The sequence below is a fragment of the Polaribacter sp. M10 genome (assembly GCF_054968445.1).
Window position 1 is genome coordinate 37993 of the sequence record NZ_JBSSBG010000005.1, and the last position, 24304, is coordinate 62296.

Sequence of the window (24304 nt, forward strand, 5' to 3'; positions counted from 1 at the left end):
TTCTAGTTTTTAAATTCACTGGTAAAATGTAATTTTACTGTTGGATATTTGCTCTGAGTCATTTGAATTGTAAAAGCAGAATCTGCTAAAAATACCAATTGACCTTGTTTGTCTTTGGCTAAATAACGTTGTTTTACTCTTTTAAAATCTTTAAATTCTTCGTTTTTTGGATCTTCTGGCTCTACCCAACAAGCTTTGTGAACATTTAAATTTTCGTAAGTACATTTTGCACCATACTCGTGTTCTAAACGATATTGAATAACCTCAAACTGTAAAGCACCAACTGTACCCACAATTCGTCGTCCATTCATTTCTAAGATAAATAATTGAGCTACACCTTCGTCCATTAATTGATCTAAACCTTTGTATAATTGTTTAGATTTCATTGGATCTGCATTGTTTACATACCTAAAATGTTCAGGAGAAAAACTAGGAATTCCTCTAAAATTCAATTGTTCGCCTTCTGTAAGTGTATCACCAATTTTAAAATTTCCAGTATCGTGTAAGCCTACAATATCACCAGGAAAAGATTCGTCTACAATTTCTTTTTTCTCTGCAAAAAAGGCATTCGGACTAGAAAATTTTACCTTTTTTCCATTTCTTACATGTAAATAAGGTGAATTTCTTTTAAAAGTACCGGAAACCACTTTTATAAAAGCCAATCTATCTCTGTGTTTAGGATCCATATTTGCGTGGATTTTAAACACAAAACCGGTCATTTTTTTCTCTTTAGAATCTACTAAACGTTCTTCTGCTTTTTTAGGTTGAGGCGAAGGTGCAATTTCGATAAAAGCATCTAATAATTCTTTAACTCCGAAATTATTTAAAGCCGAACCAAAAAATACAGGTTGTAATTCTCCTTTTAAATATTCTTCTTGATGAAAAGGAGGATAAACTTCGTCTATCAATTCAATTTCTTCTCGTAAAGTTTCTGCAGCACTTACACCAACAGCTTTATCTAAATCAGGATTTGATAAATCATCAAACTCAATACCTTCTGAAATAGTAGTTTTTTTATCACCCGAAAAAAGATTTAATTTCTTTTCCCAAATATTGTAAATCCCTTTAAAATCGTAACCCATACCAATTGGGAAACTCATAGGTGTTACTCGTAAACCTAATTTTTGTTCAACTTCATCTAACAAATCAAAAGCATCTTTACCTTCTCTATCTAATTTATTGATAAAAACTAGCATTGGAATACTACGCATTCTACAAACTTCAACTAATTTTTCGGTTTGTGGTTCTACACCTTTGGCAACATCAATAACCACAATAACGCTATCTACAGCTGTTAAAGTTCTAAAAGTATCTTCTGCAAAATCCTTATGACCAGGAGTATCGAGTATGTTTATTTTTTTATTTTGATAAATAAATGCCAAAACAGAGGTAGCAACAGAGATCCCTCTTTGTCGCTCAATTTCCATAAAATCGGAAGTAGCTCCTTTTTTTATTTTATTATTTTTTACGGCACCAGCTTCTTGAATGGCACCACCAAATAATAATAATTTTTCTGTTAATGTAGTTTTACCAGCATCTGGATGCGATATGATTCCAAATGTTCTTCTACGTGCTATTTCTTCTAAAAAACTCATCTACAAAATTTGAGGTGCAAAGATAGGTTTTATGTTGAAAATAGACACTAATTTCTGGAATTTACACGTGTAGTTACTTTAAATTGATATTTTTAAGTTGTAAATAAAGATTTTTTTTAACCTTTTACTCTAAAATTTCAATGGTCATTTGTATATCGTTAATAGGCCATTCATCTACACCAACTTTTACTTTAGATATTTTATCCATGGTATCAAACCCAGATATAACTTCGCCAAAAACGGTGTGTTCATTATCTAAATGATGAGCGCCACTTCTTTTATGCACCATGTAAAACTCGAAGGGACTAGATAATTTATCTGGATTGTTTTCCCATTGTCTGGCTGCAGCTAAAGCTCCATATTTGTGTGTTCTATGGCTTCTAAATTCGGGTTTCATTAAGTAATTACCATACTTTCTGCGTTGTTTTTGGGTGTACATATTATCAGAATTACCACCTTGAATTACAAAGTTTTTTGCAACACGATAAATAACAGTGGTATTGAAATATTTAATTTTTGTTAAAAAAATAAAATTGGCTCTGTGTACAGGTACATCTTCGTAAAGTTTTAGCTTTATGTTGCCGAATTTAGTTTTTATAATAACTTTTGTTTCTGGGTTTTGTTTGCCAAATTCTAATAAAAAAGCTTCAGTATTTTTGCTATTTAAACTATCCCAAGGTTTAATGATTTTCTCTTCTTCTTTTTGCTGAATCGTTTTTTTTGTTGGTGTATTTTCTATTTTGCTTTCTTTTTTTTGAGAATCGCATTGATAAAAAGAAATAAGTAGAGTTAGCAAGAGTAATCGTAAAAAAAGCTTCACTTTAAACAGGTTTTATAATGCTCAAATATAAATCATCAGAATAAAAGAATAGAAAAATGTAATGGTTTTATTAAAAATTTAAGTAAAAATACTATTCTGATATCTTATATTTGCAAATATGGAGGAATTGGTAGTTTTAGTTGATGAAAAGGACAAACAATTAGGTTTAATGCCTAAAATGGAAGCACATGAAAAGGCCGTTTTACATCGTGCTTTTTCTGTATTTATTTTTAATGATAAAGGAGAATTGATGTTGCAACAAAGAGCAGCTCATAAATATCATTCGCCATTATTATGGACAAATACTTGTTGTTCTCATCAAAGAGATGGAGAAAGTAATGTAGAAGCTGGTAGAAGAAGGTTGCAAGAAGAAATGGGTTTTACAGCCGATTTAAAAGAAGTTTTTTCTTTTGTTTACAAAGCTCCTTTTGATAATGGCTTAACAGAACACGAATTTGACCACGTAATGATTGGCAGTTATAATGATAAACCGAATATTAATAAAGATGAGGTTGCTAATTACAAATGGATGCAGTTAGAAGAGGTTAAAGTAGATATCGAAAATAATCCTGCAATTTATACTGAGTGGTTTAAAATAATTTTTAAAGAATCTTATCAAAAATTAACAAATGCCTAAAGTTACTGTTCATAGAAAAGCACATTTTAATGCTGCTCACAGATTATACAGAAAAGATTGGTCTGATGAAAAAAATTTTGAGGTTTTTAGTAAATGCAGTAATCCTAATTTTCATGGGCACAATTACGAATTAATTGTTTCTTTAACTGGTGAAATCGATGCAGAAACTGGCTATGTGTATGATTTAGGTGTTTTAAAAAATTTGATAAAATCTGAAATTGAAGATGCTTTCGATCATAAAAATTTAAATATAGAAGTGGTTGAGTTCAAAAACTTAAATCCAACTGCCGAAAATATTTGTGTAGTTATTTATGATAAGTTAAGAAAACACATTCCTAATCAATTAGATTTAAAAATTACACTTTACGAAACTCCAAGAAATTTTGTTACGTATTCTGGAGAAGTTTAAACTAATTGGCTGCTAAAATATTTTCGTTTTTCTTGAGTTTTTCGAATCCACCATGTATACTATTGTAGTATTTTATAGATTTTGCTAATTTATTGTAGTTGTAGTATGTAAAATTGGTGAAATTAATTTTTCTAAGTAAATCTTTATTGCTTTTCTGCAAACTATCAATAAAAATTCTTTCGCCTTTTTTAATAGAATTATATTTTAACCACCCACCCATAAACATTGTTTCAGAAGAATAAATGATAGATATTTTTGGCATATTTTTAATGTCTGCTAAATATTCTAATCTTTCGTTTGCAAAATTAAATCCGTTTTTAGGATTTGTAACATAAACATGTAAAAGCAAACGATCTACGTAATTAGATATTTTTTTAATTTCATGCTTATAATATTTTCCAACATAAGCTTCTACAGTTACTTTATGGCTATTTTCTTTAGCCAAAGCTTTCATGGTAGCCAAAGATTTTAAAAAGAAATTAAAAGTTGTTTTTCTATTACAAGCTTCGCCATTAGTTTTTAAATAGTTTTCGCAATAATAGCCTCCGTTTTTATTGGCATCTTTTTTCCAATATTCATATTCTAAATTGTAAGTATCAAACCTTTCAATTGGGTTAATTCTAGACATGTTATAAGCGTGAATTGCATTTATAAAAAATGCGCCACTTTCTCCAGAACCGCCAACTCCTTTTAAACCATAATTTATTTTTGCTTTAAAAATAAATCGAGCTAAAATGCTGTTTTTGTTTTTGTCTGCAAGCGGATAAGTTTTGTTGATTTTGTGTAAATCATAAAGAATAATTTTATCAAAACCATTCTGTACAGTAAACTCTAATAAGTTGTTTTCTTTTTTTTCGTTACCAAGAATATCGTAAAACTGATCTACATATAAGATTCTGTGAGATCCATAAGATTTAAATATAACAAATAACGTAATTACTAGAAATCTAGGGAATTTCCATTTCATACTTAAAGGGGATTTTAAGGGATTTATGAAAACAAACCTACAACTTTTTTTTAAAATACAAAGTTATCAACACATTTTCTTGAAAAATGAAGTGCTATTTTCTTGTGTAAATCAAAAATTTGTTTGCTGATTTTTAACGTATTAGTTTCTTGTATAATAAAAATAACTAATCGATTTTTCTAAAAAAGAATACGTGTGATAGCTAAAACCATCTAAATTGATGTTTTTAGAATAACTAGAATTGTTAAGATTCATTAAATTAAAAAAATCTTTTTCTCCACGTTCTAAGCTATTCGATTTAAACCAATAGCCCATTGCGTTCATACGAGTTGAGTATAATATGGATGTTTTAACCTTGCTGTTAATTTTAGCTAAATGTGCCAAATTCTTTTTGGCAGATGCGAAAGAAACTTTTGGGTTTTTACCTGAAGTTTGTATAATTAATCGATCGCAATATTTAACAATATTGGCAACTTCATTTTGAGAATAGTACCCCAGATAAGCTTCAATTTTAATATCGTGAATGTTGTTTTTAGATAGGTTTTTTAGTTCTTTTAAATTATCAATAAAAAAAGTGTAAGAACCATTTCTGTTACAAGGTATTTTGTTTTCGTTGAGATAGTTAATGCAGTAATACCCATTTTCTCCAGAAGCATTTTGAGACCAATATTCATACTCAAGATTATAAATATCAAATTTTTCTTCTGCTCTGTTTCTAGAATTATTGTAAGGATCTATTCTGTTGGTAAAAAAAGATGCGCATTCTCCAGAAGCACCAATTTTTTGTATGCTAAATTCACTTTTCGCTTTGGCAATAAATTCAGCCAAAACATTATTTTTTCTTGGGTCAGAAAGCGACCATTTTTTATCAACTTTATTCAATTGATAAAGTATAAGCGTCTTAAAATTATTTTTTTTAGCAAATAACAGCAGTTTGTCTTCTTTACCTGGACTTCCTAAAATATTTACAAAATCGTCTACATATAAAGTTCTATGATTACCATAAACACAAGCCGTAATCAATACATAAAAAACGATAAGAGTAACTTTTTTCAAACTTGAATATTCTTATTTTAAGTGATAAAAAATTGCGCCGTAAATTTAATAAAAAAGATACCAAACTTATTGAACTAATTATTTTTGTAAAATTTTAAACTCAATTTCAAAGTTAAATGATTTTAAATAAATCAGATTAATTCTATTAACCTTAAATTTGTACTTTAAATACAAAGTTTTTAAAACTTGTAAATATAATTTTATGAAAGTAATTGCAATGATTCCTGCACGTTACAGTGCATCTCGTTTTCCTGGTAAATTAATGAAAGATTTGGCAGGCAAACCTGTAATTTTAAGAACTTACCAAGCTGCTTTAAATACCAATTTATTTGATGAAGTGTATGTTGTTACAGATTCTGATGTAATTTTTAAAACCATTCAAAATGCTGATGGAAAAGCAATTATGAGTAAAAAAGAACACGAATGTGGTTCTGATAGAATTGCAGAAGCTGTTGCAGATATTGATGTAGATATTGTAATTAATGTTCAAGGAGATGAACCATTTATAGATGCTGTTTCTTTAACAAAATTAATTCAAGTTTTTAAAGATGATGCTCAAAAAGAAGTAGATTTAGCATCTTTGAAAGTAGAAATTACAGATGTAAAAGAGGTAGAAAATCCGAATAATGTTAAAGTAATTACAGATGTAAATAATATGGCTATTTATTTTTCTAGAAGCGTAATTCCTTATCACCGAGATAAAAATATCAACGTAAAATATTACAAACATAAAGGAGTTTATGCATTTAGAAAACAAGCTTTAATCGATTTTTATAACACACCAATTACACCTTTAGAAGCTGCAGAAAAAATAGAAGCCATTCGTTATCAAGAAATTGGTAAAAAAATTAAAATGGTAGAAACTTCAGTAGAATCTGTGGGTATAGATACACCAGAAGATTTAGAAAAAGCAATAAAAATTTTAGATCAACATGAATAAAAATATAAAAGTAATTGCCTTTGATGCTGATGATACGTTGTGGGTAAATGAAACTTATTTTAGAGATGCAGAACATCAATTTGCAAAACTATTATCAAAATACGAAACCGAAAATAAAATAGACCAAGAACTCTTTAAAAAAGAGATCGATAATTTAAAACTTTATGGTTATGGAATTAAAGGTTTTGTTTTATCAATGGTTGAATCTGCTTTAGAAATTTCTAACTATCAAATACATCCAAAAGTTATTGAATCGATCTTAAATATTGGTAAAGAAATGTTAGAAAAACCAATAGAATTGTTAGATGGTGTAGAAGATGTGCTAAAAAGTTTTTACGGAAAATACAAATTGATAGTGGCTACAAAAGGCGATTTATTAGATCAAGAAAGAAAGTTAGAAAAATCGAAATTGCTAAAATATTTTCATCATATTGAGGTAATGAGCGACAAAAAAGAAAAAGATTATAAAAAGTTAATCAAGCATTTAGACATAGATCCTTCAGAGTTTTTAATGATTGGTAATTCCTTAAAATCTGATGTTTTGCCATTGATTAAAATTGGTGCATCTGCCATTCATATTCCATTTCATACAACTTGGGTGCACGAAGAAGTTAACGATAATGAAAAATCGAACGCTTATAAAACACTTTCTAATATACAAGAGCTTACAGGTTTAATATGAGGTGTTTAGATATAGAAAATTGGAATAGAAAATCGCATTTTAATCATTTTAAAAGTTTAAAAAATCCATTTTATGGAGTTACTGTAAATGTTGATGTTACTCAAATTTATAAAAAATCGAAAGCAGAAAAACGCTCGTTTTTTGTGTATTATTTGCACGCTTGTTTAAAAGCATTAAATGGCATAGAAAATTTTAAATATCGAATTCAGGATGATAAAATTGCAATTATAGATGTAATTCATGCTTCTGCAACAATTGCTAGAAAAGATCATACATTTGGTTTTTCTTTTATTCATTTTGCAGATGATTTTGAAACTTTTCATCAAAATTTTTTAAAAGAAAAAGAAAGAATTCAAAATTCTATTGATTTATTCCCGCTTATAAATTCTGATGAATGTATATATTGTTCAGCCTTGCCTTGGTTTTCTTTTACCAGCCAAATAGAGCCAGAATCTGGGCAAAAAGACGATAGTATACCTAGATTAGCATTTGGTAAAACCTTTATAGAAAACAATCGACTTAAAATGCCAGTTGCTATAACTGTAAACCACGCATTAGTAGATGGTTATCATCTTGGTTTATTTTTTAAAGAATATCAAAGCCAATTAGATAAAAACAACTAAATTTGCGTTTTAAAACAAAAAGTAATGGCAAGTATAAAAAACTTAAAAAAAGATATTAATTACGTTTTAGGTGATGTTATAGAATACACATTAGATGTTTCTATTTTAAAAAACGAATCTAAAAAAGGAGAAGAGATTATTGATGAAGCGATTGAAACTTTTGACACATTAATTGCTAAAGTAAATGCAAAAAATGTAGAGAATAAAAAGGCGCATTACAAAGCAATAAATCAAGAATTAGAAACAGAAGCTAAAAACTTAGTAGAAAAAGTAAATAGCTTATAGTTTTTTAACAATTTCTAAACAAATTTATGACCAATATCAAATTTTGATATTGGTTTTTTTTTGTAAATTTGGATAGTATACTAAAACGATTTAGAATACGTTATTACATTATAATTAACATCCAAAAATATGGCTAGAGCAATGTTTGAGTACACAAAAACTGTACTAAAAAAAGTAAGTTTTAATTCAGATTTGTTTTGCAAAGAGTTAGAGAAAGCACTTACAAGGTTATTGCCTTATGAAGTAGATGAGCTAACAATTTGGTTGAAACAATTTACTGCAAACAAACCAGAGTTATACTCTTGTATGCATTTAATAAATTAAAAAAAATGGAAGCTGTATAGCTTCCATTTTTTTAATTTATTTTATTGTTCTCTCTATTCTTTATTATTTCTTTCTCTATGCTTATATTTTCGCATTAATTTTCTACCAAATTCCATTTCAGCAATTTGTAGTTTTAAAATTTTCTTGTAAGAAATTATACCCTGAATACTTTTGGTAAATTTTTCTTGAGAATCGTACAATTTTTTATCCGTAAGCAGTTTTAAAGAAACTAGCTTTTTAGCTTTTTCTTCGCTTATATTATTAAAATCTTCGTGTTCTTTCTCAACATCTTTAACACTTTTTTTATAGTTATTTCTAATTGAATATTGCGTTTTGATAAATGTATTGTAAACAGGCCAAAACTTTTCTGCTTCAGAAGTTGTAAGGTTCATTTGTTCTGTTAAATAAGCCACTTTTAAAGCTTTAATTTTTTCTCTTCCTTCTTTGCTCATTTGGGCATTTATAGAAATTGATAAGAAGAAGATAGAAATACATAAAAAAGTAATTATTTTTTTCATTTTCTAGTGTTTTAATTTAATTCGTTTAAAATTGAAGTATTGTCTATAGAGCTTATATAATCTTCTATACTTTCATCTTTAATTAGTGCGTAAGAAAACTCATTTACATCTAAAATATCTTCTGGTAAAATTTCTACAATATCATCTGTATGTATCGTGCTAACATCTAACCACTGTTCAAAATCGTCATCGGTTAAAACATCTAAATTACTAGTGTTTTTAGACTTAAACAGATAAGAATTTAAACCAATAAACAAGGCAATAGAAGCTGCTGCTGCAAAAGGAATTATTTTTAAAACGCTATCTTTTAAAGAAATTACCTTACTTTCTTTTTTTTCTTCGGATGAAACTTTTGCTAAAATATTATCTTCTAAACCAGAAAAATAAGTGTCAGGTACTTTAAATGATGTTTTTTTGATGAAATTTTCTTCAGAAATTTTTATAGAAATATCTTCTTCTAAATTATCAAAATAATTTGAAGGAGTAGAAAAACCAGGCTTTTTGCCTGCTCTTGATCTAATATATGCTTCACTATGTTTAATTTCGTTTTCCATTGTTATTTAGACCTTTAAAGTTTAAAAAGGTTTAATTGGTTTCTGTTTTTATATATTTTTCTATTTTTTTTACGGCATGAAAATATGAAGCTTTTAATGCGCCTACTGAAGTTTCTAAGATTTTTGAAATTTCATCATATTTCAACTCTTGAAAATACTTCATATTAAAAACCAATTGTTGTTTTTGTGGTAAAGTTGCAATTGCTTTTTGTAATACAATCTGAATTTCATCACCAGAAAAATACAAATCACTTTCTAGAGTACTTGCTAATTGTTGTTGATAATCAGAAATATCTACATTTCTTTCTTTTGCTCTTTTATTAATAAAGGTAATAGATTCATTAGTTGCAATTCTATACATCCAAGAATACAATTTACTTTCGCTATTAAATTTATCGATATTTTTAAATATTTTTACAAATGTGTTTTGCAATACATCATCTGCATCATCATGTACAATTACAATTTTACGTATATGCCAATACAATCGCTCTTTGTATTGAGTAATTAATACTCTAAAGGCTTTTTCTCTAGTTTTTGTATTCTGAAGTTCTTGTATTAGTGTAATCTCGTCTATCAAAAAAAACTACGTTTGTTGTAAGACAATAAAATACTAAAAAGGTTTAATATGGCTGCTAATAAAGTTTAATTTTTACGTCTAGATCTAGAATAACCAAATAATCGATTATGTTTTATTATTTCTGGTATGCCTTCTGGTAGCATTTCTTCCCAACCTTCTTTGCCTTCCATTATCATTTTTAAAACAGTTCTAGAAAAAATATCTAAAACATCTTTATTAAAATCTTTTATATCTAAAATTTTACCATTGATTTTAAAGAATTTGTACAATTCTTTCATTCTAGGATGTACTTTTAAATTTTTACTGTTCATATATTCACCAGTTTCTGGATCATGATATGGGTACATGTACACTTTTAAGTCCTTATGAAAAAGTTTACCAAAAGCTTCTAAAATACCACCACTTAAATCTCTATAATATTTCTCGTCAAAAATTTGAACAAGGTTAAAAACGCCCATTGCTAAGGCCATTCTTTCTTTGGTAAATTCGCTAAAATATTCTACCAATTTAAAGTATTGCTGAAAATTAGTAATCATTACATTTTGGCCTAAAGAACACAGTAATTCAGCTCTGTCTAAAAAGTCTCTCTCGTTAATTTTACCCTCTGCAGATAAATTACTAAGGGTAATTTCAAAAATAACCTGTGTTTTACTTTCTTCTACCTTTTTTTCTGCTAAAAACATTTTTTTAGATTGCTCAAACATATCCATATTAACTTTAGTAACAGGTCTAAAACTACCTCTTAAAGTTAAAATGTTTTTTTTATAAAGTACTTGTGCAGGTAATAAGTTGTTACCATCAGGCCCAAACATTACAGCATTTGTCATTCCATTTTTAAGTAATTGTAAACTCATTAAACGATTGTCTACATACATAAAACGAGGTCCTGAGAAATTAATCATGTCAATTTCTAGTTGATGATTTCCTAAATTATGATAAAAAGATTTTACCAATTCTTTTGGATTATCATTTAAATAAAACGCGCCATAAATAAGGTTTACACCCAAAATACCTAGAGTTTCTTGTTGCAAACGCGCATCAGTTTCTTTAAAACGAAGATGCAAAACAATTTCATTATAATCTTCTAATGGATCTAATTGAAAACGGATTCCTACCCAACCATGCCCTTTAAATTTTCTTGCAAAATCTATAGTAGTTACAGTATTAGCATAACTAAAAAATAACTTATCTGGATGTTTTTGTCTGCTTAATCGATCCTCCATTAAATCGATTTCGTGACCTAACATTTTTTTTAAACGAGGTTGTGTAACATAACGTCTGTCTTCTTCTATACCATAAATTGCATCAGAAAAATCTTTATCGTAAGCACTCATAGCTTTTGCTATTGTACCAGATGCAGCACCAGACCTAAAGAAATTACGAGCTGTTTCTTGTCCTGCACCTATTTCTGCAAAAGTTCCGTAAATATCTTTGTTTAAATTTATTCTTAATGCTTTATTTTTAGTAGTAGGTACACTACTAATTTCTTGATCTCCTTTCAAAGAAATTGCCATATCCGATTTTTTTTGTACTTAACAAATGTAATAAATAAGAATACAATCAGTCAATTTTTATGTTATTTTTGTTGTAATGAATTTAACCAAAAAAGTATTACATATAACCTTTTTAGGCACAGGTACTTCTCAAGGCATACCAATGATTGCAAGTAAAGATCCTGTTTGTTTGTCTACAGATGCCAAAGACAAACGCTTACGATCGTCGGTTTTAATTTCTTGGGATGATGTTTCTTACGTAATTGATTGCGGTCCCGATTTTAGACAGCAAATGTTACGCGAAGATGTACAATTGATAAATGGTGTGTTTTTTACACACGAACACGCAGATCATATAGGTGGTTTAGATGATTTAAGACCCTTTTGTTATATTTTAGGTGAAATGCCAATTTACTTAACTAAGAGAGTTTTAACTAGTTTAGAAAAACGATTTGAGTACATTTTTAGCAAAGAAAACAGATATCCAGGAGCACCAACAGTTTCTCCTTTTCTAGTAGATGATTCTCCTTTTTTGGTAAGTAACTTAAAAGTAACTCCAATTGAGGTAATGCATGGTAAGTTACCAATAACAGCTTATAGGTTTCAAGATTTTGCATATTTAACAGATGTAAAAAGTATTGCAGCGTCAGAAAAAGAAAAACTAAAAAACTTAGATGTTTTGGTGGTAAATGCATTAAGAATTCAAGAGCATTTTACTCATTTTAATTTACAAGAAGCGTTAGATTTTGTAAAAGAAATAGCTCCTAAAAAAACATATTTTACACACATTAGCCATAAACTTGGTTTTCACAAAGAAGTTTCTAAACAGTTACCAGAAAATGTCTATTTGGCTTTCGATGGTTTAAAAATTACAGTGTAGGTTTTTATAATTTGTTTTTTAATGTATATTTGTCTGCAAGGCTATTGTTTTCAGAACTTTAGTCATCGAATTTAAAAGATAAAAAGTTCTAATAAACCAAATAAAAGCATGTCACAAACTCCCGAACAAAATAATGAAGCAGCTTCAAATCAGCAAGTTGATTCTAGAATAGCTGCTGTAAGAGATCTAATTTTTGGAGAAAATATTCAAAAATATGATTCTGAATTTGCAGATGTTTACGAAAAAATAGAAGCTTTAAAAAAACAAAGTGATCATAATTTAGCTGAAGCGGTTACCAATCTTGAAAATAAATTGTCTGATTTAGAAAGCTTGGTTGATCATAAATTTCAAGATTTAAATGACGATTTAGACAAGAGATTAGCAGATTTAGATGATGAAAAAGCGGATAGAAGAAAATTAGGAAAAGCCTTAGAGAAGATTGCACAGATGCTGCAAGAATAGATGAAAAAAACGACTGTAAATCATAAAACAGACAATCGTTTTGAAATACTAAAAGAACTTTTATTAACCGATGATAGAAAAGAATTTGAATCTTTAAGTGCAAAATTTTTAGAAAAAACTGAAGTTAAAAAAGAAGTAAACCCTGTTATAGACGAAAAACTTGATGATTTAAAAAATAATTTTTCAAATCATTTTGGTGGTCATATTACAGAAGCTATAAAAGTTCAGATTAAAGAATCTCAAGACGAAGTTGTAGAAGCTCTTTACCCAATTATTGGTAAATTGATTAAGAAATTTATTGTCGCAGAAATAGCTAAACTTACAGAAACCATCAACGAAACCATTAACGATAAATTTTCAATTTCTCAGATCATAAAACGCTTATTTAAAGGAAAAAGAACAGATGCAGATGATGTTTTTCAAGAGGTTTTTGAACCTATAATAGAAGAAGTTTTTGTAATAGAGAAAGATTCTGGTTTGTTAAAAGGAAATTTTTCTAGAGGTAGTATTGCAGATAAAGACATGGTTTCTGGAATGTTAACTGCCATTAAATCTTTTGCAGAAGATGCTTTTTCTAAAGAAGGACAAGATTTAGAAGATATTAAATTTGAAACCTTTCAATTATCAATCCAAAATTTTAAAACCATCTACATTGCTACAGCCACATCTGGAATTTTAAACTCAGAATTTAAAGAACATCTTTTAGATGATATTAATACGCTGGCAGAAAGAGTTTTAATGGATAGAAGTTTTTTAGAAGATGAAGAAAGGTTAAATGAGTTGATTTTTAAAACGTTTATAAAATCCAAATAAATTTTTAAATGATTGCAAAAAAAGTTTTACTAGTTGGTAATTTTGGAGTAGGTAAAACTTCATTAATAAGAAGGTTTGTTTTAAACGAATTTTCAGAAGAATATATCAGTACAATAGGTGTTAGAGTTAGCACAAAAATAGTAGAACTTAACTCAGAAAAAATAAAACTATTAATTTGGGATGTTGCTGGTACAAAAGAAGATGAAAAAGTACCCAAAGCTTATTTTTTAGGAGCAAGTGCAGCAATGTATGTGTTCGATCTTTCTAGAGAAGAAACTTATTTAAATATAGAAAGTCAGGTAAAAACGGTTAAAGAATTATCTAAACTAGATTGTATTACAGTTGTTGGTAACAAAAAAGATTTGCTTACTTCAACAGAATTAGAACAAATAAAAAAAGTGATTAGTATTCCTATTGATTTGGTTACTAGTGCTAAAGAAGATGAAAATGTAGAAGACGCATTTATCACTTTAGCAAAACAATCCTTAAAATAAAACTTTTTGATACCCGAAAAAATTGAAAAAGCTTTTATAGAGCTCACTGTAGATAGCCAAGGAGTTATTGTAAGTCTTAATGCTGGTAAATTTGCAGCAAAAGAATTTGTATTACAAACGTCTATTTTTAATCCTTGTCCTTTTCTTTTTGGAACTTTAGAATTGCTTCCAGAAAACGAATCTTTTGTAATGGAAGGGCTAATAATCAATTCAGAAGAAATAGAATACAATGTAGATATTGAGTTGTTAAAAACTGGCGATAATATTTCTCTTTTAATCCATAATAGAACTAAAATTTATAAAACGATTATTCAGTTAAATCAAAATAGAAATGATTTGTTTTTTATGAAAAGAGAACTTTCAGAAAAAAATAATGAACTTGCTATTTTAAGAAAAGCATCAGACAAAGCTAACGAAGAAAAATCACGTTTTTTGGCGATGATGAGTCACGAAGTTCGCAATCCTTTAAATACAATTTTAGGATATACAGACATGATTTCTGATGAAAATTTAAGTGAAAAAGCAGCAGAATACGTAAAATATTTGGCAATAGCAGGTAAAAACTTAAAAGTTATTGTAGATGATATTTTAGATTTATCAAGAATTGAAGCAGGAAAATTAAAATTAGCGATAGAAGAAATCAATATAAAAGAAATTTTAGAAGGCACTTTTATCAATTATAAAAATCAAAATAAAAATCATTTAGTAGAACTAGAAATTCAGACATCAAACCAAATACCAGAAACTTTATTTGGAGATGGTGTAAGAATTACTCAGATTATTTCTAACTTGTTGAGCAATGCTTTAAAGTTTACCAAAACAGGAAAAATTTCGTTAACATCAGAAGTAATTTCTGAGAGTGATAAAACTACCGAAATTCGTTTTAAAATTACAGATACAGGTAGAGGGATGACTGCAGAACAAACTGTAGAAATTTTTGAGGAATATGGACAAACAGAGTTAGATGATAACAGAATTCACGGAGGTGCTGGTTTAGGGTTGTCTATTGTTAAGCGATTAATTGGTGCCATGAAAGGCTCTATTTCTGTAGCTAGCGAAATAAATGTTGGAACTACTTTTTCTGTAGAAATTCCTTTTCAAAAAGTTGTAAAAACTGCAGAAAAGAGTGTTGCAAAAACTACAGGTTTAGCTAAAATAGATTTAACAGATAAACAGATTTTATTAGCAGATGATGATCATTTAAATCAGAAAATAACTATTCATTTCTTAGAAAAAGAAGGTGCAAAAGTAACTGTTGTAAATGATGGGTTAGAAGCCTTAAATACCTTAAATAATATAGATTTTGATGCTATAATTTTAGACATTAACATGCCACAATTAACAGGCGAGGCTTTAATTAAACAAAGAGAAGGCTTTTATAAAAATAAACAAACTCCTATTTTGGCGTTAACTGGTAATGCTACGCAAGAATACAAAGATGGTTATTTAAAAATAGGTTTTGCAGATGTTGTTTTTAAACCTTATAAACCTTTTGAATTGATTGCAAAAGTGGAGAAACTATTTAAAATGGGGTATTAAATTTCTCTAAAACTATTGTTTTGGTTGATGTTTGTCATCCAAAGAAAAAATAAAAAAACGTAATTTTTTATAAACGTTCTTCAATCCAAGATTTAAAACTGTAGAAGTTTTGTGGTGCAACTCCATGACCTACAGGATATTCTGAATAAACACTTTCTAACTTTAACTTATCTAAAAAAGGTTTGGTTTTTCTAGCCCAATCTATAGGTAAAACTTGATCTACAGTTCCATGAGAACAATAGTAATCTGTTTGTATGTTTTTAGAAATTTCTGCAGGCAATAATTCCATATTAATATATCCACTTAAAGCAACAACATGATTTACTTTATTTGGATAAAAGAAACTTAAAGAATAGCTTAAAATTGCACCTTGACTAAACCCTAATAAAAAGGTTTTTTCTGTATTGGTGTTGTATTTTTTCTTTATGTCATCTATAAAAACAGCAATTTTATCAATGGATTCTTTGGCTTGTTTTAAATCTGAAAATTTACCATTTATTTCATCAAAATTTATAGCATACCAAGCATAACCTCCATAGCCCATTTCGTAAGGAGCTTGTGCACTTACAATCAATAATTCTTCTGGTAATTCTTCTGCAAAAGAAAATAAATCTTGTTCATTGCTACCATAACCATGCAATAAAATTAACAAAGGCGAATTTTCAGTTTTTATGGTAGGTTCTTTTATAATGTAGTTTAAACTCATGGTTTTTTAGATGCTTTGTGTTAGCTAGATAAAAATTAATTGAAATATAAAATATTAAGAAAAAGTAGCAAATTTAAATAGCTCTAAACCAATTTTGAAAATGCTCACCAACAACAGGTACTTCTTTTTCCTCTCCTTTAAAAGCTCCTATTAAAGAAATAATCCATAGAATAAAAGTTAAAGCTCCAATAATATAACTAGCAGAACTACCAAAAAATTTAAGAATAATTGCTCCGTTTAAAAACTGAATAATATTTAAACCAATCATTTGTCTAATATAAAAACTAGCAAAATAATTCTTTTTATTTATGTTCATTACAAATGCAATTACTAGGCCTACAATCCAAAAATGACTAATAATTGCAGCTGTTTTTCCTTCACTTACAGAGGTGTTTTCCATAATATTTATTTTAATATTAATTGATTGTTGGCGTAAACTCCGTAAACTTTTCCTTTTAATTTTTTGTTGATAAAAGGACTGTTTTTAGAGGTTGACAAAATTTGTTGTTTTGTAAAAACGATTTCTTCTTTTGGATTAAATAAAGTAATGTCAGCTTTATTTCCTTCGTTAATTGTGTAATTTTCTAAACCAAAAATAGCTTTAGGTTTGCTGGTTAAATTATCGATAAAATCTTCCAATTCTAATACAGAATTAATGGCTCCAAAAGCAGTTTCTAAACCAATTACACCATCTTTGGCTTGGCTAAATTCTACTTTTTTATGTTCTATATCAATAGGATTATGGTCTGAAGTAATAACATCAATAACACCTGTTTTAATTCCCTTTTGTAAAGCTTTTATATCCTTTTCTGTTCGTAAAGGCGGATTTGTTTTAAAATTGCTATCAAACTCATGCAATTCACTATCCGTTAAAGTTAAATGGTGTGCAGAAACACTACAAGTAACTTGTAATCCTTTCTTCTTGGCATCTCTAATTAAGTCAACAGATTTTGCTGTAGAAATTGTTGGGATGTGTAATTTGCCTCCTGTGTATTCTAATAAAAACAGATCTCTTACAATTTGAATATGTTCTGCCAAAGCTGGGCTTCCTTTTAAACCTAATTTGGTGCTATTTATTCCTTCGTTTGCAATTCCTTCTCCAGCAATCGCATTGTTTTTAGGAAAACTCAACACTAAACCATCAAAATTTTGAGCGTACAAAAGTGCAACTTTCATTAAGTTGTCGTTTTCTATAGGTTTGTTGTAATCTGCAAAAGCTATGGCTCCAGATTGTTGCATATCATACAATTCAGCCATTTCTATTCCTTTACTTTTTTGTGTTAAAGCAGCTATAGGATACAATTTTGTTGCAGAATTATTGGCTTTGTTAATTAGGTATTCAACATCCGATTTAGAATCGATTATAGGATCTGTGTTTGCATTAACAGCAATTGCTGTAAATCCACTTCTTGCAGCAACTTGCAAACCATTAGCTATGGTTTCTCTTTCTTCAAAACCAGGTTCTCCTAAAGAAACACTAGAATCAAACCAGCCGCAAGAAATATGTAAATTTTTTAAGGTAACAATTGTATAATCCTCTTTGTTTTCAATAGTATCTGCTATTTTTTCGAGTTTTCCATTACGAATTAAAACATCCTTTTTTTGAAGATGATAAGGACTAGTTGCATCTATAATTGTTGCGTTTTTGAGAAGCGTACTCATGGTTTATAGAACTTTAAAATAAAAATTTCTAAAAGCAAAGATACAATTGCTACAGCTAAAAACCATTTCCAAAGCCATTGAACTTCGTTCTTTTTGTTTAAATCGTTAAAAATACTTGCAACAGAAGAAGAGGCTTCTATATTTTTAAATTCTTTACTCAACGATTTTAAATCTAAAAAATTGAGTAAACTCTCTTCTTTTGGGGTGTTAAAAGCAATTGTTTGTAATGTGTCTTTTTTATTGATGATATGATAAAATCCTGTTTTTAAAGGATTGTCTTTTGTAGTAATGCTTACTTTATTTTGATGCGTTTCTTGACGAGGAATAAATGATGTATTGTTGTTTACAATGGATAAGATTTCATCTTTTTCTAAATTGGTTTCAACATCAATTTTATTTTCATCATCTAAATAATAGTATAATTTTTGATGCTGAAAACTCAGCTTTCCGAAATTGTAAAACACAGGAACTATTAATGGCGAATTTAAAAAATTACTGTTCTTTTTTGATAAAGCACTAGAGACCCAATACACTTTATTTTTATCAGAATTTATTTCACTTATAAAAGGAGTATTATTTTCTAAGGTTAAAATGTTACTGATATTTTTTGATAAAATAGGGTAGTGGCTTTGAACAATTGGATATTGAAAATTCAATACTTTTTTAGAGAATACATTTTTAAATAAAGGATGATTAAAATTGATATTCGTAATTTTTAAAGTATCTAAAATTTTTGATAGAATGCTAGAACTCGCAATTTTATTCAAAAATAAATTATAAGATGTTAAGTCAGATTTTAGATTGGGTATAATAACAATTGTGCCCCCTTTTTTAGAAAAATCAATAATACTTTTAGCTAGTATTTCTGGTATGTTTTCAAGCTCATTTAAAATGATAATTTGTTGCTTTGGTATAGAATTGTAATTGGTGTTTTGTAGGGTAGAAGTGGTAAAATTAAATTCTTCTTTTGTGTAAATTTTTGAGAGGTAATTAGCATTGTTTCCTATGCTTAAAACGTTTATTTTTTTTGTATTGTTTACAGTAAAATAAAAACTATTGTCAAAAGAAAAAGTGTCGCTAAAAGTGATGTCTATTTTTCCTAAAAATTCAGTAGTATTTGGTGTTTTAAAAACTAATGTTTTTTTAGTGTTTTTATTTATAGAAAAAGTCTGTTTGCTAATTAATTTTTCTTTGTTAAAAATAGCGATTGGAATATTTTTCTTGGCATTACCTTGGTTGTTTACGATAACATTTATAGTTAAATCTGTTGTGTTGTTATTGTTGATGAAAACACTGTCAATAGAAATGTTACTTTTTTTACTGCTTTCTAATTGAACTCCCGAAAAAGTGTTGGTTACATTTGTAAACTCATTTTTATAAGTGTTCTGAAAATCAGAAATTAAAATACTTTTATGTAAAGTGTTACTTTTGCTTTTATTTGTGCTGTTATTTTTAAGTAAAATAGACTTAAGATTTAATTTTTTAGACGAATTTGTAATCTTAAGCAGGTTATTTTTTAATGTTTCGTAAGAAATATCCGCAAAATAATCTGTATTTGTTTGTAAAGAATAGATATCTTTTTCAGATGCATTTTCAATAATTTCTTGTGCTGCTATTTTTAATAAATTTCCTTTTTCTCCTGTAGCATTTGTACTTAAAGAATTGTCTAAATATAAAAAAGTTTGTTGGTTTGTTTCTGTATTTTTATTACTGAAATAAGGTTGTGAAAATGCAAAAATTATCGCAGAAAATAAAAGCATTCTTGTAGCTAAAATTAACCATTTTTTTATGCGTGAACTTTTGCGTGTTTCTTGTACTAATTTTTTTAAAAAAGCAACATTTGTAAAAGGTGTTTTTACAAATTTTTGGAGTTGAAAAAGATGCACTAAAATCGGGATAATGAGTAGTGCTAAAAAGTATAAAATTTCAGGATTTTGAAATTGCATTTTTGTGTTTAAAGTTCTCTCAAAAATAGGGAAATTAATCCATATTATTACATAGTGTGTTTGCTGGAAAACAGAATATTTTTTTGATCTTTTGCATCATAATTTTAATAAAACAGGAGCTCAGAATCATTAAAATTTTTCAAAAACACCTAATCCAAAAAGTGCAAAATCGTATTTTACAGGATCGTTTTTATCTAGTATTCTTAAATTTTTGTCTAACTCAGAAAGTGCTTTCCAGTCGTTTTGTTTTCTGTTTAACAATTTTAATTTTCGAGCAACATTACCTGAATGTACATCTAAAGGACAAGATAAATTTGCAGGATTATGAGTTTGCCAAATTCCGAAATCTACACCAGAATTATCGTTTCTAACCATCCAACGTAAAAACATATTTATACGTTTTGCCGCCGAATTTTTAAGCGGATCAGAAACGTGTTTTTGGGTTCTTTGTTGATGGTCAACTTCAAAAAATATAGTTTTAAATTGATGTATTGCTGTTTTGTAATTTTTAGAATTGTCTTTTATATTTAATGCATTTTCTAAACCAAAATGGTTTTTATATATGTTTTGCAAAGACTTTATAAATTGTTGAAAATCGATGTAATTAAAAGTTCTATGTACAAAGTTTTCGAATACTTTTAAGTCTTTTTCTTGATGGTTTAATACAAAATCGTAAGGAGAATTGTCTAAAAGTTCCATCATTTTAAAAGCATTTTTAATAATCATTTTTCGATTACCCCAAGAAATAGTAGCTGTTAAAAAAGCAGCAATTTCTATATCTTCTTTTAAAGTAAATGTATGCGGAATTTGAATCGGATCTGATTCAATAAATTTTGGATTATTGTATAAAACAACTTTTTCGTCTAGAAATTCTTTGAGTTCAGTTTTGTTCATTTATCAACTAAAGAATTTTACCATCTTTCATTGTTAATTTTCTGTCTGCCATATCTGCTAATTCTAAATTATGGGTAACTAACACAAAAGTTTGACCAAATTCATCACGCAGTTTAAAAAATAATTCGTGCAGATTTTTAGCAGATTCACTATCTAAATTTCCACTGGGTTCATCTGCTAAAATAACAGAAGGGTTGTTAATTAAGGCTCTAGCTACAGCAACTCTTTGTTGTTCACCACCAGAAAGTTCGTTAGGTTTGTGGTTAATTCTGTGGGATAAACCTAAAAAAGCAAGCAATTCTTTAGCTCTTTTTTCGGCTTCTTTTTTAGATTTTTTGGCAATAAATGCAGGAATGCAAACATTTTCTAAAGCAGTAAATTCTGGTAATAATTGATGAAACTGAAAAATAAAACCAATATGCCTATTTCTAAATTCTGATAATTGTTTGTCGGTTAAATTTTTAAGTGAGGTTGCATTGATAGAAATTTCGAAATCTTGTTCTTTTAACGGTTTGTCTAAAGTGCCTAAAATTTGTAAAAGTGTCGTTTTACCTGCTCCAGAAGGACCAACAATAGCTACAATTTCTCCTTTTTTAATTTCTAAATCTACTCCTTTTAAAACTTCAACATCACCATAATATTTATGGATATTTTTTGTAACAATCATAGTTTTTATATCTATTTACGAATGTATAAAAAAACGGATATACTTTTTAAATATATCCGTATTTATTGAAATTTGGGAGAATTTTAAATTTTAAAAATGTTCTTAATCTTATTATAATCTATAAAATAGACAAACCTTACAGAAAAAGTATGGCTTTGTGATTGATCGAATAAATTCTCTAAATTTCTGAAAAAATTCAAGTTTGAATTCGTATCAGAATTATAGATAGAATTTCTGTAAAAAGCAATCAACTGACTTCCAGGAGCAAATTGCCAAATGTAATTTAAGTCTAAATTCCAACTATTAAAATTTACATTTTCTCCTTGGTAGGTGTTGTTTTTACTTAATCCACCATCTGAAGTTAAATTGTAATAGTCATTATAATTTACAGCCCCCCAATAATGTCTAAAAGTTAAAGAAAGCGAAGATTTTGTACTAAAACTATATTTACCAGATATTGAATTTGTATAGTTTTTACGATCTCTCATACCAAAAATAATATTGGTATCAACTTCATCTACATAACCCTGATCGTCGTAAAATTGATTGTAATTTAAGCTGTATTGTAAAGAAAATTGATTTGTAAATCGATAACGAGGTGAAACGCTAAATCCGTAACCAACTTTCGGGTTATTAGAATAAGCAGTATGCCAGAAATCTGCATCTAGTTGAAACTTTTTTTGTGAATTGGTAGATATCCAAGCATTGATGTTTTTTCTTTCGGGTTGCAAAAAATAAACGCCACTAGTTGAGCCTTGTCTTGGTTCAAAAAAGTCTTTGTTTTCTGTTTGATAATTTAAATTTCCTCCAAAGAAGAATCGATTTCTTGTTTGGGCATTTGCGCCAAAACTGGCTGAATAACCTGTAAATATTCCAGAAAAATGTTGGAATTCTGCATTGTTGTAAAAATAGAAACTGTAAGAATTAAATTTTTTGGTAGGTTGTAACGTACGCCAACCAGCACTACCATAAATTGTTTGTTGGTTATTGCTAAAAAGAATTCCTAAATCGTTTGGATTGTAATCTTTGTTTTCAAAATTATAGCCAATTTCCCAATTCCAATGTCCAGAGTTGTAACCAAAACTATTGTCAAAATAATAACCTAAACCATTGTTATTTACATCATCGCTTATAGAACTCATTTTTACAGAGCCATCTGCATTGTATTTGCTGTCTTTGGTTTCAATATGCCAATCTAAAGCAGTAACATTTGCATCTCTAAATCTACCATCTCTAGTAACATTTGTGTTGATTAAAGAAATGGTTGAATTTTGGTTAAATTGTTGGTCTAAAACTAAAATGTTATAATTGGTAAAAGGGCTAATAACCTCTTTTCTTTCTTCGTTTGTGATATTATTTTTAATGGTGGCTTCTGTTTTTTCTGTAATTGCATTAAAAAAACCGATTCCTAATCCTTTTTGCGTTCTTCCAGAAATTTTTACGGCATTTAGCATGGTAACTTTACCTGGATAATCTATAATTTCTTCGTCTGTAGAAAGTGTGCTAGAAACATCAAATTGGTCTATAGGATTAGAGCCAATTCTTCTAGAATAAAATAAATTGGCAATATTAAATAGCTCAGTACCTTCTGTAAAAAACTGTCTTTGTTCTGTAAATTGTTGCTCAAAAGGACCTAGGTTTAATTCTACATCATCGAAACCAACTTGACTAAAATCGGGAATTAAAGTGGCATCCAAAGTAAAATTTTCTGTTAAACCATATTTAATGTCCATACCAATACTGTAATTAAAATCGGTATTACCTTCAAAAGTTGTGGTTGTTGCAGAAGCGTAAGGATATAAATTTAATCTTGTTGGTGGCTTTATATTTTTAAAGTCTGTAATTAAACCATCATATTGTGTCCATCTACCTACTGCATTATCAATATGAGTCCAAGTGTGTTGTTGGTTTAATTTTTCTAATCTTCTATGAAAATTAAATCCCCAAGATTGTACAGGTCTGTTTGCAAAACGTAAGGCTCTGTAAGGTATTTCCATTTCTACATTCCAACCTTTTTCTGTAATTTTTGCTGCACTATCCCAAACTGCACTCCAATTAAAATCTTCATTTCCGTTAGAAACTTTAGCATCGCCTTGGTTTCCTGTAGTTTGAACTAAAAATTCGAATGGGTTTTGGCCATCGTCATTTGGGTTAATTGTTACCAAAAAGAAATCTGCAATACCAAAGTTATCTCTAACTGCAAATTCTTTAGGAATATCTTCTGGATTTGGATCTAACATTTCTGCTGATATGTATATAGCATCATCATTGTAGATTACTTTAACAGTGGTTTGGTATGCTTTACTCACTGGTTTACCATTATCTGGTCTAAGAATAACAAAATCGGTACAGATTTCTGCATTTTGCCAAACATCGTCGTCTAAATTTCCATCAATTTTCGGAGCCTTAGAGACTCTTGTGGTTTTAATTGTTTTTCTATTCTTTGGGTTTTGCGAAAATATCTGATGCGTGCTTATAAAAGCTATCAGAATTAAAGAGACTCTTTTGAACATATACAAATTGGTTGATTGGTGTATTAAACACATCACGAATATATCTGACAGATTACAGACAAAACATAAAATGTTGTTAATTGTTTTAAAGACAGTAGAAAAATTAAAGCGTTACAGAATTAATGTGTTAATTATATCTTAAAAAGGTTTTTTGTCTATTTTAAACGGAATTTTTAGTAAAATATAATTTTATAAAAAAAATATATAATTTCATCATTGAATTTGTATTTTTGTTACCGTTTTAA

The 24304-nt window shown here is 28.4% G+C and carries 27 protein-coding genes; 12 read left to right on the top strand and 15 right to left on the bottom strand.

What is annotated here, in order from left to right; translation table 11 throughout:
- Positions 1 to 2 precede the first annotated feature (2 nt).
- On the bottom strand, positions 3 to 1595 hold the full coding sequence (locus ACWYN7_RS06990) for a peptide chain release factor 3 (RefSeq protein ID WP_462859154.1): 1593 nt from the start codon (positions 1593 to 1595) through the stop codon (positions 3 to 5).
- 124 nt (positions 1596 to 1719) lie between these two features.
- Entirely contained in the window at positions 1720 to 2415 is a 696-nt protein-coding gene (locus ACWYN7_RS06995; RefSeq protein ID WP_462859155.1) for a peptidylprolyl isomerase, read from the bottom strand.
- Positions 2416 to 2533: 118 nt separating this feature from the next.
- Here ACWYN7_RS06995 and idi point away from each other — a divergent pair, with 118 nt between their 5' ends.
- On the top strand, positions 2534 to 3052 hold the full coding sequence (gene idi / locus ACWYN7_RS07000; RefSeq protein WP_462859157.1) for an isopentenyl-diphosphate Delta-isomerase: 519 nt from the start codon (positions 2534 to 2536) through the stop codon (positions 3050 to 3052).
- Positions 3045 to 3461, top strand: a complete 417-nt coding sequence (locus ACWYN7_RS07005; RefSeq protein ID WP_462859159.1) for a 6-pyruvoyl trahydropterin synthase family protein — start codon at positions 3045 to 3047, stop codon at positions 3459 to 3461. The genes idi and ACWYN7_RS07005 overlap by 8 nt, the downstream gene beginning before the upstream one ends.
- A 1-nt stretch (position 3462) precedes the next feature.
- Here ACWYN7_RS07005 and ACWYN7_RS07010 read toward each other — a convergent pair whose 3' ends face one another.
- A complete protein-coding gene (locus tag ACWYN7_RS07010; RefSeq protein ID WP_462859161.1) occupies positions 3463 to 4428 on the bottom strand; it encodes a hypothetical protein in 966 nt (321 codons plus the stop codon).
- Between the two features lie 141 nt (positions 4429 to 4569).
- A complete protein-coding gene (locus tag ACWYN7_RS07015; protein ID WP_462859163.1) occupies positions 4570 to 5484 on the bottom strand; it encodes a hypothetical protein in 915 nt (304 codons plus the stop codon).
- A gap of 202 nt (positions 5485 to 5686) precedes the next feature.
- Between ACWYN7_RS07015 and kdsB the strand changes: the two genes are divergently transcribed.
- From kdsB to ACWYN7_RS07040, 5 genes are all read left to right on the top strand, one after another.
- Complete coding sequence (kdsB, locus tag ACWYN7_RS07020; protein ID WP_462859165.1) at positions 5687 to 6424, top strand: 3-deoxy-manno-octulosonate cytidylyltransferase; 738 nt, start codon at positions 5687 to 5689, stop codon at positions 6422 to 6424.
- Positions 6417 to 7106 carry an HAD family hydrolase gene (locus ACWYN7_RS07025; RefSeq protein WP_462859167.1) on the top strand — a complete coding sequence of 230 codons (690 nt, stop codon included), beginning with the start codon at positions 6417 to 6419 and terminating at the stop codon, positions 7104 to 7106. The genes kdsB and ACWYN7_RS07025 overlap by 8 nt, the downstream gene beginning before the upstream one ends.
- Positions 7103 to 7729 carry a CatA-like O-acetyltransferase gene (locus tag ACWYN7_RS07030; RefSeq protein ID WP_462859169.1) on the top strand — a complete coding sequence of 209 codons (627 nt, stop codon included), beginning with the start codon at positions 7103 to 7105 and terminating at the stop codon, positions 7727 to 7729. Before ACWYN7_RS07025 ends, ACWYN7_RS07030 begins: the two co-directional genes overlap by 4 nt.
- 24 nt (positions 7730 to 7753) lie before the next feature.
- Positions 7754 to 8014: a hypothetical protein gene (locus ACWYN7_RS07035; RefSeq protein WP_462859171.1), complete on the top strand. Its 261-nt coding sequence runs from the start codon at positions 7754 to 7756 to the stop codon at positions 8012 to 8014.
- Between the two features lie 129 nt (positions 8015 to 8143).
- Positions 8144 to 8338 (top strand): hypothetical protein, encoded by a 195-nt coding sequence (locus ACWYN7_RS07040; protein WP_462859173.1) that lies wholly within the window; start codon positions 8144 to 8146, stop codon positions 8336 to 8338.
- Positions 8339 to 8391: 53 nt separating this feature from the next.
- Here ACWYN7_RS07040 and ACWYN7_RS07045 read toward each other — a convergent pair whose 3' ends face one another.
- From ACWYN7_RS07045 to ACWYN7_RS07060, 4 genes are all read right to left on the bottom strand, one after another.
- Entirely contained in the window at positions 8392 to 8856 is a 465-nt protein-coding gene (locus ACWYN7_RS07045; RefSeq protein ID WP_462859174.1) for a sensor of ECF-type sigma factor, read from the bottom strand.
- An 11-nt stretch (positions 8857 to 8867) separates the two neighbouring features.
- Positions 8868 to 9410, bottom strand: coding sequence for a hypothetical protein (locus tag ACWYN7_RS07050; protein ID WP_462859175.1), 543 nt, complete (start codon positions 9408 to 9410; stop codon positions 8868 to 8870).
- Between the two features lie 31 nt (positions 9411 to 9441).
- Positions 9442 to 9990: an RNA polymerase sigma factor gene (locus tag ACWYN7_RS07055; RefSeq protein WP_462859177.1), complete on the bottom strand. Its 549-nt coding sequence runs from the start codon at positions 9988 to 9990 to the stop codon at positions 9442 to 9444.
- Between the two features lie 65 nt (positions 9991 to 10055).
- Complete coding sequence (locus tag ACWYN7_RS07060; RefSeq protein ID WP_462859179.1) at positions 10056 to 11504, bottom strand: TonB-dependent receptor; 1449 nt, start codon at positions 11502 to 11504, stop codon at positions 10056 to 10058.
- A gap of 76 nt (positions 11505 to 11580) precedes the next feature.
- Between ACWYN7_RS07060 and ACWYN7_RS07065 the strand changes: the two genes are divergently transcribed.
- From ACWYN7_RS07065 to ACWYN7_RS07085, 5 genes are all read left to right on the top strand, one after another.
- Entirely contained in the window at positions 11581 to 12363 is a 783-nt protein-coding gene (locus tag ACWYN7_RS07065; RefSeq protein WP_462859181.1) for an MBL fold metallo-hydrolase, read from the top strand.
- A 108-nt stretch (positions 12364 to 12471) separates the two neighbouring features.
- Positions 12472 to 12825: a hypothetical protein gene (locus ACWYN7_RS07070; protein ID WP_462859183.1), complete on the top strand. Its 354-nt coding sequence runs from the start codon at positions 12472 to 12474 to the stop codon at positions 12823 to 12825.
- Complete coding sequence (locus tag ACWYN7_RS07075) at positions 12826 to 13638, top strand: cell envelope biogenesis protein OmpA (protein WP_462859184.1); 813 nt, start codon at positions 12826 to 12828, stop codon at positions 13636 to 13638.
- 8 nt (positions 13639 to 13646) lie between these two features.
- On the top strand, positions 13647 to 14132 hold the full coding sequence (locus ACWYN7_RS07080; RefSeq protein WP_462859185.1) for a Rab family GTPase: 486 nt from the start codon (positions 13647 to 13649) through the stop codon (positions 14130 to 14132).
- A gap of 6 nt (positions 14133 to 14138) precedes the next feature.
- On the top strand, positions 14139 to 15671 hold the full coding sequence (locus ACWYN7_RS07085; RefSeq protein WP_462859187.1) for an ATP-binding response regulator: 1533 nt from the start codon (positions 14139 to 14141) through the stop codon (positions 15669 to 15671).
- 67 nt (positions 15672 to 15738) lie between these two features.
- Here ACWYN7_RS07085 and ACWYN7_RS07090 read toward each other — a convergent pair whose 3' ends face one another.
- From ACWYN7_RS07090 to ACWYN7_RS07120, 7 genes are all read right to left on the bottom strand, one after another.
- Positions 15739 to 16377: an alpha/beta hydrolase gene (locus ACWYN7_RS07090; RefSeq protein ID WP_462859189.1), complete on the bottom strand. Its 639-nt coding sequence runs from the start codon at positions 16375 to 16377 to the stop codon at positions 15739 to 15741.
- 73 nt (positions 16378 to 16450) lie between these two features.
- Positions 16451 to 16777, bottom strand: a complete 327-nt coding sequence (locus tag ACWYN7_RS07095) for a hypothetical protein (RefSeq protein ID WP_462859190.1) — start codon at positions 16775 to 16777, stop codon at positions 16451 to 16453.
- A gap of 5 nt (positions 16778 to 16782) precedes the next feature.
- Positions 16783 to 18039, bottom strand: coding sequence for a dihydroorotase (locus tag ACWYN7_RS07100; RefSeq protein ID WP_462859191.1), 1257 nt, complete (start codon positions 18037 to 18039; stop codon positions 16783 to 16785).
- Positions 18036 to 19985 carry a BatA domain-containing protein gene (locus ACWYN7_RS07105; protein WP_462859192.1) on the bottom strand — a complete coding sequence of 650 codons (1950 nt, stop codon included), beginning with the start codon at positions 19983 to 19985 and terminating at the stop codon, positions 18036 to 18038. Before ACWYN7_RS07105 ends, ACWYN7_RS07100 begins: the two co-directional genes overlap by 4 nt.
- Positions 19986 to 20114: 129 nt before the next feature.
- On the bottom strand, positions 20115 to 20879 hold the full coding sequence (locus ACWYN7_RS07110; RefSeq protein WP_462859194.1) for a TIGR02757 family protein: 765 nt from the start codon (positions 20877 to 20879) through the stop codon (positions 20115 to 20117).
- Positions 20880 to 20886: 7 nt separating this feature from the next.
- Entirely contained in the window at positions 20887 to 21546 is a 660-nt protein-coding gene (locus ACWYN7_RS07115; RefSeq protein WP_462859195.1) for an ABC transporter ATP-binding protein, read from the bottom strand.
- An 83-nt stretch (positions 21547 to 21629) separates the two neighbouring features.
- On the bottom strand, positions 21630 to 24059 hold the full coding sequence (locus ACWYN7_RS07120; RefSeq protein WP_462859196.1) for a DUF5916 domain-containing protein: 2430 nt from the start codon (positions 24057 to 24059) through the stop codon (positions 21630 to 21632).
- Positions 24060 to 24304: the final 245 nt, after the last annotated feature.